Below are 17,428 nucleotides of genomic sequence, written 5' to 3'. Positions count from 1 at the left end.
CCCAGCCTCCTTTTTGACGTACCTCATTCCGTATGACGGACTAAGGTTAGCTTGGGGAGGAAGGGCAAAATTATACTGGAATTTTCGGTCTCGCAGTACCGTTTCGGTCCGATTTGTGGTACGATGATGTTGATTTTTCGCCGCGTCGTTCAGCAGCGAATTTTTGTGATTATCCGAATGGCAAACTCGGGCATCATCGCCAACACCAACCGATCAGACACTGTGAACTTCACTCGAACAGGCTTGTGGAAAACGAAAGGGGAAAGCCATTTATGCCAACCGCCAACGTAAAGGCGATTGCCGAATCCACCAGGGAGAAATTGAAAACGGCTATTCAAGAACTGGAGACGTTTCTGAACGGATACGCGCTTCCGCAATTGACGAACGAAGATTCCACGAAGGAATCGATCGCCGTTCACGCCGGATTGTTGTCGGATTTGCGCCATCTGCTCGTCTTCTCCGAAGTGGCTTACGAGAAGCTCGGCGCCATCCTGCGCAGGCCGAATTTCGACGTTGAACTGGCGGAACGCACCCTCTACGAGGTTTATCATCAATGCGTCAACGCTTTCTTCTATCCGAAGAACGAAGGGTACTCCGAAGACGGGCGCTACGCCTATACCGGGCAAGACGCCATCCGTTTCCGGGCCAAGCCGGTCCGCGCCGTCCGGGACGTCGTGCTGAACGTTTCGCGGGTGTACGAGGAATTGCGCGACGATCTGTCGTATTACGAGAGCGAATATTTGACTCAGCGCCGCATGCTGGGCCAATCCAAATAAGGAATACCGTCCGAATCTGCCGCAAACCTCCACCCTCCGATCCGCATACCGCTTCCGGCGGTGCGCACAATACGATCGGGGGGTGAATGATTCATGCCGCAAGGCGTCGCATGCAGCGTTAGCAATTGCACTTATTGGGGCGAAGGGAACCGTTGCGGGGCCAAGGAGATCGCCATCGAGATCGACGCACACGCGGGCCGCGGCAGAGGCGGCGAAGAATTCGCGGACGAGCTGTACGGCGGACACCGCGATACGGCCGAACGTTCCTCCTCTACCTGCTGCCAGACTTTCCAGCCGAAGAAATCGTAGATCCCGCCTGGTTCTTCGGACCTTGGGCGGACAATCCGCCGTCTGACAAAGACGGGACTTTTCGCGCCCCCGGGACTTGTTGTACAATGGGAGAGATGGTACAACGACCCGGGGGCGATCCATACATGACGGATATGAAAGTAACAACGGATCCTCGCATTCTGAAGGAGCTGCTTCTGTCGCAGTTCTTGTCGGGCATCGATCCGTTCGGCGGCGACAGTACGTCCGTATCTTCCTCGCAGCCGAACAACGACGGCGCATTCGCTCTATTGCTAAGTCAACTGATGTCTTCGCCTTCCGGGCTGTCCGATAACGGCTCGTCGCTGTTCGAGACGGATCTTGCGCCGAACGCGGGAGCATTGCTCTCGTTCGGTGCGGGCGGAACGGTCGGAATGAGCGCCCGTCTTGCTGCCGACAGCGGCTCTACATCGGCTTACGACGATCTCATACAAGAAGCGGCGGCCAAATACGGCGTCGATCCGGCCTTGATCAAGGGCGTCATCCAATCGGAGTCCTCGTTCCGGCCGAATGCCGTCTCTTCCGCGGGCGCCAAAGGGCTTATGCAGCTTATGGACGACACCGCACGGGGACTCGGCGTCACGGATCCGTTCGATCCGGTTCAGAATATCGACGCCGGCACGCGCTATTTGTCGTATTTATTGCGCAAGTACGACGGCAACGAAGCAGTCGCTGTCGCCGCTTACAACGCGGGTCCGGGCAGAGTCGACCGTCTCGGTCTGCGGACGAACGAAGACCTCGCTTCCCGCTTGCAGGATCTTCCTTCGGAGACGCAGGCTTATGTTCGGAAAGTGCTTCAGGCCCGCGAGGCTTGGACTTCCCCGGTTTGACGGCGGCTTCCGCCGCAACCGGCTATCGAATACGTGTGATGGGGATCAAAGCGGATGCGGTCATCTAGCTTTGATCTTTTTTATGCAGGACAAAGGAGAAATTCAAGGTGAAGATGCTCTATTTCGACCATTGCGCCTCGACCCCTCCCTACGAGCAGGTCATCCGCACCGTAAGCGAGCTGATGAAGCTTCATTACGCCAACGCCGGCGCCCTCCATCGGGCGGGGACGGAGGCGATGAAGCTTGCGGAGCGGGCGCGGGCCGCCGTCGCCTCCGGCTTCGGGGCGAAGCCGCATGAGGTGGTATTCACGTCCGGCGGAACCGAGAGCAACAACCTGGCGCTCAAGGGCTTGCTCATCGGCCCTTCGCGCCGAACGGGCAAACATTTGATCACGACCGCCATCGAGCATGCGTCGGTATACAACACGGCGAAGCAGCTCGAACGCTTGGGCGTCGACGTGACGTTCGTGCCGGCGGACGAGACGGGACGCGTGTCGGTGCGCGACGTGGAAGCGGCGCTGCGCCCGGAGACGGTGCTGGTCAGCGTCATGCACGTCAACAACGAGACCGGCGCCATCCAGCCGATCGAAGCGATCGGGCAAATGCTGAAGGCCTATCCGCAGACGCGCTTTCACGTCGACGGAGTTCAGGCGGTCGGCAAAATTCCGTTCGATTGGCAGACGGCGGGCGTCGATCTGTACTCGGCCTCCTCGCACAAGTTTCGGGGACCCAAGGGTGCCGGCTTCCTGCTCGTCCGCGAGGGAACGCCGCTGGAGCCGCTGCTGACCGGCGGCGGCCAGGAAGACGGCATCCGCAGCGGAACGCTCAACCTGCCCGGAATCGTCGGAACGGCCCAGGCGCTTCGGCTGGCGCTGGAATCGCGGGAAGAACGATATCGGCGGATGCATGCGCTGAGGCGCATGCTCATCGATCAGATCGGCGAAATTCCGGAGCTTGTTCTGAACGCGGCCGGGGGAGAAGAAGAGTCCGCGCCGCACGTCGTCAACGCCTCCTATCCGGGCATGCGTCCGGAGGTGCTCGTCCATATGCTCGAGGAGCACGGCATTCTCGTCTCCACGCAATCGGCATGCTCTTCGAAGAGCCTGAAGCCGAGCCGGGTGCTGCTGGGAATGGGATTGAACGAGTCGCGGGCGTCCGGGAGCATCCGGATCAGTCTGGGAGACGAGCATACGGAAGAGGATATCAACCTGCTGGCGGAGCGGCTGAAGACGGTCGTCTCCAAGCTGAAGCCGCTGGAGAGGAGTTAATATGAAGTACGATCTCGTTGTCGTTCGGCTGGGGGAAGTGACGATCAAAGGGCGGAACCGCTCCAAATTCGAAGGGATGATTCTAAGCAGGATCCGTTCGGCGCTGGCGGAATCGCCCCGGCTGGAATACGAGCGCACCTACGGCCGCATCTACATCCGCCTGAACGGCGAGTCCTTCGAATGGGTCGAATCGCGCTTGAAGGACGTCTTCGGCGTGCATTCGTTCAGCCCCGCCGTTCGCTCGGAGCATGCGCTGGAAGCGGTCAGGGACGCCGCCCTTAAGCTGATGAACGGTCTCGATCCCGCGCCGCGCACCTTCAAGGTTACGGTCAAGCGCGCGTGGAAGCCGTACCCGCACGATTCGCAGGAGATGAACCATTTGGTAGGCGCGCATGTGCTGCGCAATACGCCGGCGCTGAAGGTCGACGTGCGCAATCCCGACGTGGAGCTTAAAGTGGACATCCAGCCGGAGGGCATTTACTTGTCCTGCGCGGTCATCCCCGGAGCGGGGGGATTCCCGCTCGGCATGAACGGCAAGGCGATGCTGCTGCTCTCGGGCGGAATCGACAGCCCGGTCGCAGGCTGGATGGCGATGCGCAAAGGACTGGAGATCGAAGCGGTGCACTTCCACAGCTATCCGTTTACAAGCGAGCAAGCGACGGAGAAAGTCATCACCCTCACGCAGCGGCTGGCCCATTACGGCGGCAAAATCAAGCTGCATCTCGTCCCGTTCACGGAGCTGCAGACGCGCATGGCGCAGAGCGGGCACGATCATCTCATTATTACGCTGATGCGGCGAACGATGCTGAGAATCGCCGAACGGCTCGCAGAGAAGAGCGGAGCGCTCGCCATCGTCACGGGGGACAGTCTCGGGCAAGTCGCCAGCCAGACGCTGGGCAGCATGAACGTGATCGGACGCACGGTGACGCTGCCTCTGCTCCGCCCGCTCGTCATGATGGACAAGCAGGAGATTATCCGCATTGCGGAACGGATCGGCACGTACGAGACGTCCATTTTGCCGTACGAGGACTGCTGCACGCTGTTCGTCCCGAAGTCGCCCGCGACCAACCCGAACTTGCGCATCGTAGAAAAGGTGGAGAGTGTGCTGGGCAGCGACCTGGAGCGGATGATCGAAGAGGCGGTGCAAGGAACCGAGACGATCGTTATGACGGAGGCCGGACGGTCGGCGCCGCGCGAAGCGGCCGCTGCGCCGGCGGAAGAAGATCGCTGGTTCTGACGAAACCCGATACGAATTCAAAGGGGCCGTCCCAAAAGTAGCTAAATTTACTGAGAGTCAGCCTCTTGATGCCATCGGGGAGAAGAACGTTTATCCCGCCTTTTTGCTTGCCTTGTTTTCCACAACCACCGCTTTCTTCAGGAGGTAAGGGGGCTAGCCCTCAGTCATTTTCATGACTTATGGGAGGACAGCCTCTTTGGCCGGCGTTCGGCGGAATGAGCGAATATAGCTCAGAATTTGAGCCTCTTTGGCCGGCGTTCGGCGGAATGGGCGAATGTAGCTCAAATTTTGAGCCTCTTTGGCCGGCGTTCGACGGAATGAGCGAATGTAGCTCAGATTTTGAGCTTCTTTGGCCGGCGTTCGGCGGAATGGGCGAATATAGCTCAGATTTTGAGCTTCTTTGGCCGGCGTTCGACGGAATGAGCAGTAGGCTGTCCCAGACGTCGATTTTGACCATCTGGGACAAACCCACGCGCCGATGGAGCTTTGCGGAGAACTGGGCTGTCCCAAAAGGTCATAAACTGACCTAAAGGGCACCCCCTTCTGTCTTCAACTAACCAAACAAAAAGAAACCTCTCTTTGGTAAAATGGAAGTGACGAGCAACCATTACGAAAGGAGAGGTTTCTTTGTACATTCAATATACCATGGACCCGCTTTGCTTGCCAATGAGCTTGGAGGATGACATCCCTCCTTATCATGTCGTCAGCGAGGCAGTCAATCGCTTGGACGACCAGATCTTCGCTGCCGCCTACCCCGGCGGCGGACGAGACAGCTACCACCCCAAGATGCATCATCTACGCCTACATCCGATCTACTCCTCTCGTCAGATCGCCAAAGTCGTCCGCGAGAACGTCATGTTTATGTGAGTGCGGGCAGACAGCGCCCGTACTTCCAGCCCCTCAACCGCTTCCGCTCCGAGCGGATCAAAGAGGTGCTTGAGACGGTCTTCACGCATGTGCTTCAGTTTCTCGCGGCGTCAGTCTGAGAAATCTGCGCTACAAACAGCAAGTGCGGGAGAAGCTCCGAAGCGAGGAAGGCTATACGCTGTCGGTCAGGCGGATGATCGAGCCGGAAAGCGTGTTTGGGCAAATGAAGAACAACCGGGGATTCCGGCGTTCTGCTTTAAGGCCTGCTGAAGGTGAGCCTCGAGGTCGGGGGGATTTCGCTTGCCCATAATTTGCTGAAGAAGGCGGCGATAGACCAAAATCGAGAAATGGCAGCGAAGGGATAACCTCCCTAACGCCGCCATTTCTTCATTTTCACGTACTTTTGGATCTAAGCGAGTTGTCTCCAAAGTGAGCAGACTTACTTTTGGGAGATCAGCTTCTTTTCTGTCCGGTGAGGGGGGCTGCCGCCTGTTGCTCGGTTTGCCGCCTTCTCGTTTTGACGGCGTTCGTCCACAGTCCGCCTGCGACGACCAGCGCAATCATGATCGCGATAAACGTCCAGCTCAGCACGGGATTGTCGCCGAACAAATGTTCGAACTTCGGCTCGTGCGTCACCATCTTGGCCGCCGTATAGGCAAGGACGGCGGAGCCGAGATAGACGATCCACGGATATTTGCCGAGCAGCTTGACGAACAGGGTGCTTCCCCAGACGACGACCGGGATGCTGATGAGCAGCCCGAGCACGACCAGCAGCATGCTGCCGTGCGCCGCTCCCGCGACCGCGATGACGTTGTCCAGCCCCATTGCCGCATCGGCGACGACGATCGTGCGAATCGCTCCCCAGAGGGAATGGCTCGCTTGAATATCTTCGTGGTGATCCTCCTGCACGAGCAGCTTGTACGCGATCCACAGAAGTACGACGCCGCCGACCGCGAGCAGGAACGGTATTTTAAGCAAATATACGACGAGGAGCGTGGCGACGACCCGAATGAGCACGGCGCCGCCGGTTCCCAGCCATATCGCTTTTTTCTGATGCTGCGCGGGCAAATTTCGCGCCGCCAGGCCGATGACGATGGCGTTGTCGCCGGCAAGAAGCAAATCGATGAAGATGATCGTGATCAAAGCGGTAAAAAATTCAAGACTGAAAATGTCCATTGCGATCCCCCCTGTACAATACATTGTGTAATACGCGGCGATCCGGAATACGATTCATTTTGGCCGCAAAAAACTTTCGCATATCCGTCAGAGCCTGTACATACATCTCATCTGAGGGGGTGCGGGCATGGGGATTGGGGAAAGCTTCATGGTGTTTGCCGAGATCGTCCTGATTAATTTGCTGCTCAGCGGCGACAACGCCATCGTCATCGCAATGGCCGCGCGGCGCCTGTCGCCCGGACAGCGGCAGGCCGCCGTATGGTGGGGAACCGCCGCGGCCGTTCTGCTGCGCTGCGGATTGACGCTTGCGGCCGTGAAGCTGCTTGGCGTGCCTTATGTTCAGACGGCGGGCGCTTTGCTGCTCTTCGGCATCGCTCTAAATCTGCTGACGGACAACCGCGAGGAGCCTGAAGCCGAGATGAGATCCGCCCGAACGACGATTGCCGGCGCGGTATGGACGATCGTGATGGCCGACTTCGTCATGAGCCTGGACAACGTTCTGGCCGTTGCCGCCGTAGCCCGCGGTGACGCGGCGCTGCTGCTCATCGGCATTGCGATGAGCATCCCGATTATTATTTGGGGAAGCTCTTTTATTATGCGGGTTCTCGACCGCTTGCCGTTTCTGGCTTACATCGGAGGCGGCCTCTTGGCTTATGCCGCCGGCGAAATGCTCGTGCAGGATCCCGGTTGGGAGCGGCTGCTGCCCAATGCGGCCGCGAAGTTCATCGAAGGGGCCCCTTACGCGGCCGTCGCACTGCTCGTCGCCGCCGCTCTCCTGCTTAGAAGGCGACGGGCGTAGCCCGGCTTGTCGTCTCCTAGACGCTCCCATTTTTTCGGCCGCAGAACTGGTTTTTTCTCCCGACTTCCTTTAAACTGTTAATGTAAAGCTGCCGTCCGCCTCCTGCGGCCGGCGATCCGCGCAGGTATTGCAGAATAGAGATAAAGTGGGGGAGCGTCGTGAACAAGCAATCCGCCGCGGTCGGTATCCTGATATTGGCTGCGGGATTGGTCATTCTGCTGGGCAAGCTTGGTGTTTTCGCCTTTATCGGAGCGGTGTTCTGGCCGCTGTTCATTCTCATTCCGGGAGTTTTGCTCCACGTGCTGTACTTTGGCGGCATGCTGCCGGCCATCTCGCTCGTGCCCGCCGGCATTTTGACCGTCGTCTCGGTGCTGCTGCTGATCGGCAACTGGTTCGACTGGAGCGCGATGAAGTACCTTTGGCCGTTTTTCTTGCTGGCCGTCTCGGTCGGCTTGTACGAATATTACATTTTCGGACAGGTTCGTTCGCGCGGGCTTTGGCTCGCTTCCATCGGACTCGCGGCTTTGTCAGTCGTTCTGTTTATTTTGACGCTGCTGTGGACCTGGGGCATCTATATCATCGCCCTCGCTCTGATCGTTCTCGGAGCGTGGCTGGTCATTCGGCGCCCGCGCTTCCGCTGATCGCGATTTCCGCTTGATAATTGCGAGCTGTGGCTTATAATAGAAGGGATGTAGGTGGAAACGCCGACCTCGCGTCGGCGTTTTGTTGTGAAGCAAGGAACGACGGATCGACGGCTCGGTCTGCCGGCGTTGCTCGATTTTATCGAGTAACGCGTCGCGTTTTGGGCAAACAGCAAGCCAAGAGAGGCCTGTGCGGAATCCCTGCGCGAGGCAAGGCAGGACAAGAATTCGCCAACCCCTCATATAAAGATAGGAGTGGAATTATGCATCCAAGAGATCGCATTCGCAATATCGCCATTATCGCGCACGTCGACCACGGCAAGACGACGCTAGTCGACCAACTGCTGCGCCAATCCGGAACGTTCCGGGACAACGAGCAGGTGCAGGAGCGCGCGATGGACTCCAACGATCTGGAGCGCGAGCGCGGCATTACGATTCTGGCCAAGAACACGGCGATTCACTACAAGGATTATCTGATCAACATCGTCGATACCCCGGGGCACGCCGACTTCGGCGGCGAAGTCGAACGGATCATGAAGATGGTCGACGGCGTGCTGCTTGTCGTCGACGCCTTCGAAGGCTGCATGCCGCAGACGAAGTTCGTGCTGCGCAAGGCGCTCGAAGCGGGCCTCACCCCGATCGTCGTCGTCAACAAGATCGACCGTCCCGCCGCCCGCCCGGCCGAAGTCATCGACGAGGTGCTGGAACTGTTCATCGAGCTCGAGGCGAGCGACGACCAGCTCGACTTCCCGGTCGTGTACGCTTCCGGCCTGAACGGCATCGCCAGCCTGGACGCGAATGTGCCGGGCACGACGATGGAGCCTCTCTACGAGACGATCGTCGAGAAGATCCCGTACCCGAAGGAAAATACCGAAGAGCCGCTGCAATTCCTCGTCACCCTGCTCGACTACAACGAGTATCTGGGCCGAATCTCGATCGGCCGCGTCAACCGCGGCACGATCCGCCAGGGCCAGTCCGTCGTCGTCCTCGACCGCGAAGGCAAGAGCCGGCAGGCGCGCATCGAGAAGCTGTTCGGCTTCCAGGGGTTGAAGCGGATCGAGATGGAGGAAGCCGCGGCAGGGGACATCATCGCGATCGCCGGCATCAAGGATATCAACATCGGGGAGACGATCGCCGACCCGAGCAAGCCCGAAGCATTGCCGGTGCTGAAGATCGACGAGCCGACGCTACAGATGACGTTCCTCGTCAACAACAGCCCGTTCGCCGGACGCGAAGGCAAATTCGTCACGTCCCGCAAGCTTCGCGAGCGTCTGTTCAAGGAGCTCGAGACCGACGTCTCGCTGCGCGTCGAAGAGACGGACAGCCCCGACGCGTTCATCGTCAGCGGACGCGGCGAGCTTCATCTCGGCATTCTGATCGAGAACATGCGCCGCGAAGGCTATGAGCTGCAAGTGTCGAAGCCGGAGGTGATCGTTCGCGAGATCGACGGCGTCAAATGCGAGCCGATCGAGCGGCTGCTCATCGACATTCCGGAAGAGAGCATGGGCAGCGTCATGGAGAGCCTCGGAACCCGCAAAGCCGAGATGGTCAACATGATCAACAACGGCAACGGCCAAATCCGGCTGGAGTTTCTCATTCCGGCGCGCGGTCTGATCGGCTACCGCACGAACTTCCTGACGCTGACCCGCGGCTACGGCGTCATGAACCACGCGTTCGACAGCTACGGTCCGTTTGTCGGCGGCCAGGTGGGCGGACGCCATCAAGGCGTGCTGATCGCCAGCGAGACGGGAACGTCGACCTTCTACGGCATGATGGGTGTGGAAGACCGCGGCATTCTGTTCTTCGAGCCTGGAACCGAAGTGTACGAGGGGATGATCGTCGGCGAGCATACGCGCGACAACGACATCGTCGTCAATATTTGCAAGGAGAAGGCGCTCACGAACGTCCGTTCCGCGACGAAGGAAGAGACTGTCCGGCTCAAGACGCCGCGTCTCATGTCGCTGGAAGAAGCGCTCGAATATTTGAACGACGACGAGCTTTGCGAGATTACGCCGAAATCCGTTCGGCTCCGCAAGAAAATCCTGAACAAGAGCGAGCGCGACAAGTTCGACAAACAACGCAAAATGGCGGAGGCCGGCGTCTGATCGCCGTTCTCCCCGCCGCTTAAGGCACTCAGCCCAAGGTAGGAGGAATTTGCGATGCAGGCGTGGTTCCACAATCACCCCGTTATTTCCTATCTGCTCATTCTCGCTTTTACGATTTATATTTTTAACTCCGTCTTCCGCGTGGGGAGGCTTCCGATTCTGAAGGAAGTCATCGTTCACATCATCATGGCGATCGGCTGTCTCGTGCTGCTCTTGCTGCAGCTGGACAAGCTGCCGATCATTCAATGCATGGCCGTCGCCGTCGTCATGATGCTCATGCTTCGCGGCCGGCAGCTTTACGACAAATGGCGGGGCAAGGGCGGCGACAAGCCGTCCGCCAACAACTCGGAATCCCGCTGAAAAAGGCGGCGGCCGCGACCGGCCCGAACGCCCGACCGATCGAGTGACGAATGGGGGAAGCCTCATGCGCATGACGGATACGTTGTTCTATTGGCTGCAGACGAAGCTGATGACCGAACGCCGCCCCGACGACGAGGCGGCCCGGGAGTCGCTTCGCTATTTTGCGCAAATTTTGTCGGAAGATCACGGATTGGACGCGCTTGAAGTCGCATCCCGCGATCGGTCCAAAATATACGTCTCGTACCGGGACAAGGAGCTGTCCGTCCACACCGTCTGGTTCGACCGGGAAGCGGCGGAGCAGCTTGGCAACGATTTGTACGGCGTGGCAGCCGAAGACCATCCCGACGACGACGACTCCGAGGTGACATCATGAATTCGAGCACGTCTTTGCCGCCGCGGTCGCGCAGGTCCGGCGCCCAGACCGCGGCTTCGAAAAAGCCGGGGCGCCGTCCCCGCAGAGCGTTGAAATTTTTCTTCTCGTTTTTGGCCATCATCATTCTCGTTTTAGCCGGCTATGCCGTTTATTTGTGGAAGCAGGCGGACAACGCGCTGAGCAACGTCGCCCTGCCGGGCGGCAACGCCCAGCCGATCCCGTCTTCGGAGCGCGCCCAGGTCAAACCGCTGGCCATGCTGCTTCTCGGCATGGACTATCGTAAACAGACGGGAAGCATGAACACCGATGTGGTCATGGTCATCGCCATGAATCCGAAATCGAACACCGCAACGGTCGTCTCCGTGCCTCGCGACACCGATCCGGAGCTGCCCGGCTACAAGGAACAGAAGATCAACCAGTTCTATGCCGGCTTCCATAGGACCGCGACGACGAAGGAGAATTTGAAGGACGAAGCGGCCGACGCATACGCGCGCGACAAAACCCGCGAAATGATCGGCAAGCTCTTCGATATTCCGATCAACTATACGGCCGTTCTCAACTTCCAGGGATTCGCGGACGTCGTGGACGCGCTCGGCGGCATCGATGTTTATGTCGATCAGGATATGAGGTATGTGGACACGGCGGACGGAACCGACATCAATCTGAAAAAAGGCGATCAGCATCTGGATGGCAAAAACGCCCTCGATTTCGTCCGTTACCGGAAGTCGAACCGGGGCACGGCCGCGTCCAGCGACTTCGACCGCAACGATCGGCAAAGCCGGGTGCTCGGCGCCATCGTCGACAAGATGAAATCGGTCGGCGGCATCACGAAGCTGGCCGGCGTTATCGGAGCGGTCGGCGACAACTTGCGGACGGACATCCCGAAGACGCAGATCGAAAACATGCTGAAAACGTACTACGACATCAACCGCAGCGATATCCGCTTCATCCCGCTCGAAGGCAAATGGAAGAGTCCTTATGTCTACCTCGATCAGGAGAAGCTGGAGGAAGCGAAAAAGGCGCTCGCCGAGGAACTGTCGGCGAACGGCCGAAGCGCCGCCGAATCCGCGGCTTCCGCGGATTCGTCCGGCGAATAAGCGAAGCCGCAAGCGGCTTGGTACGTCCCCCGGCGGGGGGAGGCAAGCCTAGCGGTCATATTGCCGCTTGGAATCCGAATTGGCCTTGTGCTATAATGAGGCCAATTACGGGAACCGGTGTCCGCCGCAATCAGCGGACTCGAGCGGCAGGGAGGGAAGCGGATGGCGCAAACGAAGGCTGCCTGTACCGAAGATCGGCATAGCCGGACGTCTGCCGGCTCCGTCGTCCCCCGATTCCGCCCGCGCGGCCTGGCCTGCGGCGCGTCCGCCGCGGCCGGGCGAGGCGTGCGTTCCCGCGCGCTTCGCGGCGCCCGTTCCGAATGCCCGGCCGGACAAGTAGGCTTCTTCATGAGCAAAGCCCAGTGAGTATGTTCACTGGGCTTTTTTTATTGCCGGCAGGCCAACTTTATCGGTTGACGGAGCCATGGTTGTGAGGAGGAACGGTGGCCCCGTCCACTTGCGACCGGCGGGCGCCCGCGTTTCCGTCCGGCGAAGCCGGCGGGATGACGCTCCGCGGAAGCTGGGGCACGAGCCGGCCGACGATGTCCGCCAGTTCTTCGGCGAAGCCCGCAATCGGGCGTCCTTGCTGAGCGTCCGCGCGAATTTCGCGCAGCCGCTGCGCCAAGTCGACGTCGGCGGTGACGAGAGCGTCGATGCCGTAAGGATCTTTGCGGAACGCTTCCGCCACCGCATATTTGATCGTGCCGACACGGGAACGATCCAGCTTCGGATCGACGTCGATCCCGACGATCGCATACTTGCCGAAGACGACGCAGTTGGCGCCTCGAACCCCTTTGACGCCTTTGGCCAGCCGCTCCAGATGAGCCGCCACCTCGTTCGGATTCGCACTGGGCCGAACAGCTCCCGGCGTCGTGCTCTGAACCTTCACGCCGCGATGGTCCGCCGGCGAAGGGGTCGCTTGCCTCGTTCCGCAGCCTGCGGCGCCTGACGCCAGGCCGACGATCAACAGTCCGGTTACGATCCCGTAACCTGTTTTGCCGAAATACATTCGATCACCATCCTCGTTATCATCCTGTATGGAGGGGATGCCCGGAAAGCCGCCCGGAAAGGCGCTTTCGCAGCAACCGTTCAACCTGATCTCATTGTTCCCCGTCGTCAACCTTCGATTCAGGAATGGCCAAATCGCCAAAATCCGTCGAACCCTGGAGGGACCGCCGTTGAAAAAAATCTACGTGCTCGATACGAATGTGCTGCTGCATGATCCGCTCGCCATGTTCTCGTTCGAAGAGAACGAAGTCGTCATACCGTCCGTGGTCCTGGAGGAGATCGACTCCAAAAAGCGGCTTGCCGACGAGATCGGGCGCAACGCCCGCTTCGTATCGCGGGAGCTCGACCGGATGCGGGAGATCGGGCATCTTCACAACGGCGTCAGCATCGAAAACGGCGGGCTGCTCAAGGTGGAATTGAACCATCGGCGGTTCGTTCGCGTTCAGGAGCTGTTCGGGGAGATGACCAACGACAACCGCATTCTCGCGGTGGCGTTGAATTACCACATGGAGGAGCAAGAGCAGCAGGAGCCGAGACCGGTCATCCTGGTCAGCAAGGACGTTCTCGTGCGGGTGAAGGCCGACGTGCTCGGCATTACCGCCCAGGACTATTTGTCCGACCGGGTCGCATCTCCTTCCGATCAATATACGGGACACCTGTCCCTGCACGTCCATCCGTCGGTCATCGACGAGTTTTACACGTACCGGTTCCTCGCCGTCAACCAGCTGGGGCTCAAAGCGAAGCTGCATCCCCACGAATTCGTCATTCTCCGGGATGAGCTGGGCACATCGAAGTCGGCGCTGCTGAAGGTCAGCGCGGACGGACTGCGGCTGGAGCCGCTGCATTTGAGCAACGATCCCGTATGGGGCATCACGGCCAGAAACGCCCAGCAGCGCATGGCGCTCGAACTGCTGCTGAACGACGAAATACCGCTCGTGACGCTGTCGGGGCGGGCGGGAACGGGCAAGACGCTGCTCACGCTCGCGGCGGGATTAATGAAGGTGGAGGACGAGCACAAGTTCAAGAAGCTGCTCATCGCAAGGCCCGTCGTACCGATGGGGAAGGACATCGGCTATTTGCCGGGGGAGAAGGAGGAGAAGCTGCGGCCGTGGATGCAGCCGATCTACGACAATCTGGAATTTCTGTTCGATACGAAAAAATCGGGGGATCTGGACAAAATTTTGATGGGTCTGGGCAGCATTCAGGTCGAAGCTTTGACCTATATTCGGGGCCGTTCCATTCCAGGGCAGTTCATCATCATCGACGAAGCGCAAAATTTGAGCAAGCATGAAGTGAAGACGATCGTCTCGCGGGTCGGCGAGAACAGCAAAATCGTGCTGCTTGGCGATCCGGAGCAGATCGATCATCCCTATCTGGACGCCCAGAGCAACGGGCTGACTTATTTGATCGAGCAGTTCAAGGCGGAGAGCGTCAGCGGCCACGTGATGTTGGAGAAGGGCGAGCGGTCCAAGCTGGCCCAGCTCGCGGCGGAGCGGCTTTAACGGAGCCAGACGACGCCGCAGCGGTAAGCGCGGGCGACCCGCTCGACCCATTCCTCTTCCTTGCGGTCGACCGCGTGCCAGACGAATCCGTCTTCTCGGACGGAGGCGATCATGTTCTCTTGCAGTTGGAGAAGGGCCGGGGCGGGTTCCGCTTCCGGCTCTTCGGCCGTTATCCGGAAATACGCCGTATCGGACCATACGGTGTAGACGCGGCCGCCGACGGATTCGATGACATAGTCCTCGTACAACGCTTCGCGCTCCACACCCTCTTCCGGCAGCAGCACCAGCTCCAGCTCTTCGGCTTCCGTCTTGTAATGGCGAAGCAGCTCCAGAACGGGGGCCGCATCTTCCGGCGAGTTCAGGACGAGCAACTCCTTGATGCGGTCGAACAGCTCCGTCCGCTCGGCGATTCCTTTGACGATTTGGGCGTAGTAGCCCGGCAGTTTGCCGTCCGGCAAATGCATTTCGATCGCGCGCTTGCGCTCCATGTGCGATTCGCTCCTCTTCGGTTGGTGGTGCATTTCAGCCTCTGAAACGTTAACAAAAAAAGCGCGACATTCCTTCGCTTTCCTGCTATGATGAATAACGACTATGTTGGCAAGATGACTTTGGAGCCGAAGGGGGAGTCCCGGTGGGTCTTCGCAAATCGCTGCTCATCGTCGTCGTGCTCGGCTTGATGGTGCTGTTCCTGTCTCCTTGGACTTCCTCTCCGGTGCCTGCCCCGAAGCCTCAGGCCGTGACGGAAGACCAGGCGGCCAAGCCGCTCCCCGTATCGGATCTGGCCGCGGAGACGGAGCCCGCCGAGCTGACGGTGGCCGCCGTCATCGACGAGGAAGGGTTCAAGCGGCTGCAGGCGCAGAACGATTCCTTCCGCCTCCGCCATCCGGAGATCGGCGTCGCCTGGCTGCGGATCGATCCGAATGCGCCCTCGCTATTGTCCGCCATTCGGGACAGCGTCCGGGAAGCGGACGTGCTGCTTCTGCCGAACGAGTGGATCCGCGAGCTGGCCGTCGGCGGCTACTTGCTTCCGGCCGATTCCGCCTATGTGGGCGAAGCCTTGTCCGAGCAATTCAGCGCCGTCGTCTCCCAGATGAGATGGAACGGCTACTTGTGGGGCGTGCCGCTCGATATGGATCCGTACGTGCTCGTCTGGAACCGCAATGTGCTCGAAGCGCTGCGCACCGAGGGAGGCGAACCGGATCTTGTTCCGCCGCTCGGCGCGGAGCAATGGCAAAACTTGCCGAAGCGGATGGCGGACAAGGGGCTGATCGCGTCCTGGCTCGCCATCGACGAGAACGATCCTCTGGCGTTTCTCGGTTGGCTCGGCGCCGTTACCGGCCGCAGAGAGGATGCCCTGTTCGATCGCGCGGACGACATATGGAGCGACCCCGCGCTCGATCGGGCGCTCAGCCTGCTCGCCGAGCAGAGGAGCGGCATAGCCGACGTCAAGCCGGAAGGCGCGTTCTGGTCCGCGTTCGCGGCCGGGCGCTATGCGGCGGCCGTCGTCCGCTCTTCCGAGGCGTCGCGGGGGATCGCCGCGCTGCCGGATTCCGCCGCGGCGGCGCTGAGAATCGACCGGGCGGCGTGGGAGTCGCCCTTCGTCTGGCCGGCCGGCTCCAGCTTCGCGGTATCTTCCCGCACGGAGCACGAGGATGCCGCCCGGGCGTGGATGGCCGAAATGTCGGAAGCGGACAAGCAGCTGCAAAATTACGAGAAAAGCGGCAAGCTCCCGACGCTGCGAACGCTCTATGAAGGCGTCGCCGGCATTCCGGTGCCGCTCGCCGACGCCGGCTCCCGGTCTTTCCCGAACCAGCCGTCGCTCGCAGCGGAGCCGGACTTGCCCGCCTTGTTCCTCCGCCTCGGCGGATTATACTCCAAGTGGCTGGCGGGCGATCTGACCGTGGAAGCCTGGAAGGAGCAGTGGCTAGCCTCACTTGCCGATGCGAAGACGTACGATTAATCGGCCTTGCTCCAGGCTGACGCTGTCCGCTTTGACGAATTTGATAAGTTTCTGCGGATAAAAGCCGAGATCGAATTCGCGCTCCAAATCCGCGCGGGTCGTATCGGGAAGTTCCAGGCCGTTGAACACAAGCTTGTCGATATGGAAGACGATGGCGTTCTCCGGTTCGTTCTCGACCGTATAATGGCCTTCGATGTCGACCTGAACGTCCCCGTTACTGCCTTCCAGCTTCAATTGGTCCGGGACGAACGAAATGGTTACCCGCTCTAGCTTCTCGTCCTGGCTGCGCAAAAATTCGTTCAGCTGCTCGTCCGTCAAGGTGAGCGTCGTTTTCAAGCCGCTCGTTTGGAGGGTCTCCGGATGGTTCTGAATCCATTCCGGCAGCTTATCCATCGCTTTGGCGAGCGCGTCGAAGTGCTGCCGGACTTCGAAGAGCCCGACGTTTTTCCAATAGGCCTGCATTTCCTCCATCATCCGCTTCAGCTTATCCGCTTCTCCGCTCGCCGATATCGCCAGGTCGAGCTCCTTCTGCAGGGCGACGACGCGCTCCCGCTGGGCGCGCAACTCGTTCTCCACCCGGGCGAGCTCCGTTTTGTTTTTTTGCAGCGTCTCGTAGCCCGTTTTTATTTTTTTATACTCGGTATCGTAACGGTTCATCGTCTCGCGATCCGAGCGGACGATCAAATCCATCGTCTCCCAGGTCCGCAGCAGATCGTTCAACGAACGGGAATTCAGCAGGGCGTTCCAAAGAGCGTCCTTCTGTCCCATATAATACGAGCGCAGCACGCGTCCCGCCCGTTCCCGCTGGGCGGCAATGGCGATCTCCTGCTGGGCGAGCCGCTTTTCGGTTTTGGCGATTTCGTCCTGGGTGGCCGTCCGGAGTCCGGAGATCCGCTCGATCTCGCGGTCGATCTCGACGACGGAGAGGCCTTTTTCCAGCAGGCGCCTCGTCTCCTCGTCCACGTTATCGGCTGGAGCGGCGAACGCCGGAGGCGCGAGCGTCCCCGCCCGCGTCAGCGCCAGCAGGAGCAGAAGCGCGACCCATCCCGTCCACTTCAAGCGGCGCGTCATCGGACCATTCCCCCTTCCGTCCGGACAGGCG

The 17,428-nt window shown here is 59.8% G+C and carries 19 protein-coding genes and 1 pseudogene; 16 read left to right on the top strand and 4 right to left on the bottom strand.

Translation table 11 applies throughout. The annotated features are described in order from the left end of the window. The first annotated feature begins 272 nt into the window (after nucleotides 1-272). The 7 genes and pseudogenes from G485_RS0101815 (at nucleotide 273) to G485_RS31400 (ending at nucleotide 5,615) form a co-directional block, all read left to right on the top strand. Nucleotides 273-776: a DUF3907 family protein gene (locus G485_RS0101815; protein ID WP_027091112.1), complete on the top strand. Its 504-nt coding sequence runs from the start codon at nucleotides 273-275 to the stop codon at nucleotides 774-776. A 93-nt stretch (nucleotides 777-869) separates the two neighbouring features. Beyond that, nucleotides 870-1,085, top strand: coding sequence for a DUF1540 domain-containing protein (locus tag G485_RS0101810; protein ID WP_027091111.1), 216 nt, complete (start codon nucleotides 870-872; stop codon nucleotides 1,083-1,085). 125 nt (nucleotides 1,086-1,210) lie between these two features. Further along, the gene (locus G485_RS0101805) at nucleotides 1,211-1,933 is read left to right on the top strand and encodes a lytic transglycosylase domain-containing protein (protein ID WP_051317947.1); all 723 of its coding nucleotides are present in this window, start codon (nucleotides 1,211-1,213) and stop codon (nucleotides 1,931-1,933) included. A 113-nt stretch (nucleotides 1,934-2,046) separates the two neighbouring features. After that, entirely contained in the window at nucleotides 2,047-3,201 is a 1,155-nt protein-coding gene (locus G485_RS0101800; protein ID WP_027091109.1) for a cysteine desulfurase family protein, read from the top strand. 1 nt (nucleotide 3,202) lies between these two features. Next, nucleotides 3,203-4,438, top strand: a complete 1,236-nt coding sequence (gene thiI / locus G485_RS0101795; RefSeq protein WP_027091108.1) for a tRNA uracil 4-sulfurtransferase ThiI — start codon at nucleotides 3,203-3,205, stop codon at nucleotides 4,436-4,438. Nucleotides 4,439-5,065: 627 nt separating this feature from the next. Then, nucleotides 5,066-5,412: pseudogene (locus G485_RS0101785) on the top strand (transposase); the annotation flags it as partial. 35 nt (nucleotides 5,413-5,447) lie between these two features. Beyond that, complete coding sequence (locus tag G485_RS31400) at nucleotides 5,448-5,615, top strand: transposase (RefSeq protein WP_169732281.1); 168 nt, start codon at nucleotides 5,448-5,450, stop codon at nucleotides 5,613-5,615. 143 nt (nucleotides 5,616-5,758) lie between these two features. Here the strand turns inward: G485_RS31400 and G485_RS0101780 are convergent, their stop codons facing one another. Continuing rightward, on the bottom strand, nucleotides 5,759-6,481 hold the full coding sequence (locus G485_RS0101780) for a TerC family protein (RefSeq protein WP_035154337.1): 723 nt from the start codon (nucleotides 6,479-6,481) through the stop codon (nucleotides 5,759-5,761). Between the two features lie 127 nt (nucleotides 6,482-6,608). Here G485_RS0101780 and G485_RS0101775 point away from each other — a divergent pair, with 127 nt between their 5' ends. The 7 genes from G485_RS0101775 (at nucleotide 6,609) to G485_RS29660 (ending at nucleotide 12,222) form a co-directional block, all read left to right on the top strand. After that, on the top strand, nucleotides 6,609-7,280 hold the full coding sequence (locus G485_RS0101775) for a TerC family protein (protein ID WP_027091104.1): 672 nt from the start codon (nucleotides 6,609-6,611) through the stop codon (nucleotides 7,278-7,280). A gap of 158 nt (nucleotides 7,281-7,438) precedes the next feature. Next, on the top strand, nucleotides 7,439-7,921 hold the full coding sequence (locus G485_RS0101770) for a hypothetical protein (RefSeq protein WP_027091103.1): 483 nt from the start codon (nucleotides 7,439-7,441) through the stop codon (nucleotides 7,919-7,921). A 263-nt stretch (nucleotides 7,922-8,184) separates the two neighbouring features. Continuing rightward, nucleotides 8,185-10,026: a translational GTPase TypA gene (gene typA / locus G485_RS0101760; RefSeq protein WP_027091102.1), complete on the top strand. Its 1,842-nt coding sequence runs from the start codon at nucleotides 8,185-8,187 to the stop codon at nucleotides 10,024-10,026. A gap of 54 nt (nucleotides 10,027-10,080) precedes the next feature. Next, a complete protein-coding gene (locus tag G485_RS0101755; RefSeq protein ID WP_027091101.1) occupies nucleotides 10,081-10,386 on the top strand; it encodes a YlaH-like family protein in 306 nt (101 codons plus the stop codon). Between the two features lie 70 nt (nucleotides 10,387-10,456). After that, nucleotides 10,457-10,759: a hypothetical protein gene (locus G485_RS24760; RefSeq protein ID WP_156922047.1), complete on the top strand. Its 303-nt coding sequence runs from the start codon at nucleotides 10,457-10,459 to the stop codon at nucleotides 10,757-10,759. Next, nucleotides 10,756-11,856 (top strand): LCP family protein, encoded by a 1,101-nt coding sequence (locus G485_RS0101745; protein WP_027091100.1) that lies wholly within the window; start codon nucleotides 10,756-10,758, stop codon nucleotides 11,854-11,856. Before G485_RS24760 ends, G485_RS0101745 begins: the two co-directional genes overlap by 4 nt. Nucleotides 11,857-12,018: 162 nt before the next feature. Continuing rightward, the gene (locus tag G485_RS29660; RefSeq protein ID WP_156922045.1) at nucleotides 12,019-12,222 is read left to right on the top strand and encodes a hypothetical protein; all 204 of its coding nucleotides are present in this window, start codon (nucleotides 12,019-12,021) and stop codon (nucleotides 12,220-12,222) included. Between the two features lie 40 nt (nucleotides 12,223-12,262). On the opposite strand, the gene G485_RS24755 is transcribed toward G485_RS29660, so the two are convergent. Beyond that, nucleotides 12,263-12,865, bottom strand: a complete 603-nt coding sequence (locus tag G485_RS24755) for a YhcN/YlaJ family sporulation lipoprotein (protein WP_051317945.1) — start codon at nucleotides 12,863-12,865, stop codon at nucleotides 12,263-12,265. A 169-nt stretch (nucleotides 12,866-13,034) separates the two neighbouring features. Between G485_RS24755 and G485_RS0101730 the strand changes: the two genes are divergently transcribed. Continuing rightward, entirely contained in the window at nucleotides 13,035-14,366 is a 1,332-nt protein-coding gene (locus tag G485_RS0101730; RefSeq protein WP_027091098.1) for a PhoH family protein, read from the top strand. Here G485_RS0101730 and G485_RS0101725 read toward each other — a convergent pair. Beyond that, complete coding sequence (locus G485_RS0101725; protein WP_027091097.1) at nucleotides 14,363-14,854, bottom strand: hypothetical protein; 492 nt, start codon at nucleotides 14,852-14,854, stop codon at nucleotides 14,363-14,365. The two genes, G485_RS0101730 and G485_RS0101725, sit on opposite strands and share 4 nt — an antisense overlap. Before the next feature lie 143 nt (nucleotides 14,855-14,997). Here G485_RS0101725 and G485_RS0101720 point away from each other — a divergent pair, with 143 nt between their 5' ends. Next, nucleotides 14,998-16,326 carry an extracellular solute-binding protein gene (locus G485_RS0101720; protein ID WP_027091096.1) on the top strand — a complete coding sequence of 443 codons (1,329 nt, stop codon included), beginning with the start codon at nucleotides 14,998-15,000 and terminating at the stop codon, nucleotides 16,324-16,326. Here G485_RS0101720 and G485_RS0101715 read toward each other — a convergent pair. Further along, complete coding sequence (locus G485_RS0101715; RefSeq protein WP_027091095.1) at nucleotides 16,297-17,397, bottom strand: coiled-coil domain-containing protein; 1,101 nt, start codon at nucleotides 17,395-17,397, stop codon at nucleotides 16,297-16,299. The genes G485_RS0101720 and G485_RS0101715 overlap by 30 nt on opposite strands. Between the last annotated feature and the right edge of the window lie 31 nt (nucleotides 17,398-17,428).

The organism is Cohnella thermotolerans DSM 17683 (assembly GCF_000429825.1).
GTDB lineage: Bacteria > Bacillota > Bacilli > Paenibacillales > Paenibacillaceae > Cohnella > Cohnella thermotolerans.
The sequence above is the reverse complement of the archived record's forward strand: the minus strand, read 5'-3'. Positions and strand labels throughout refer to the sequence as shown.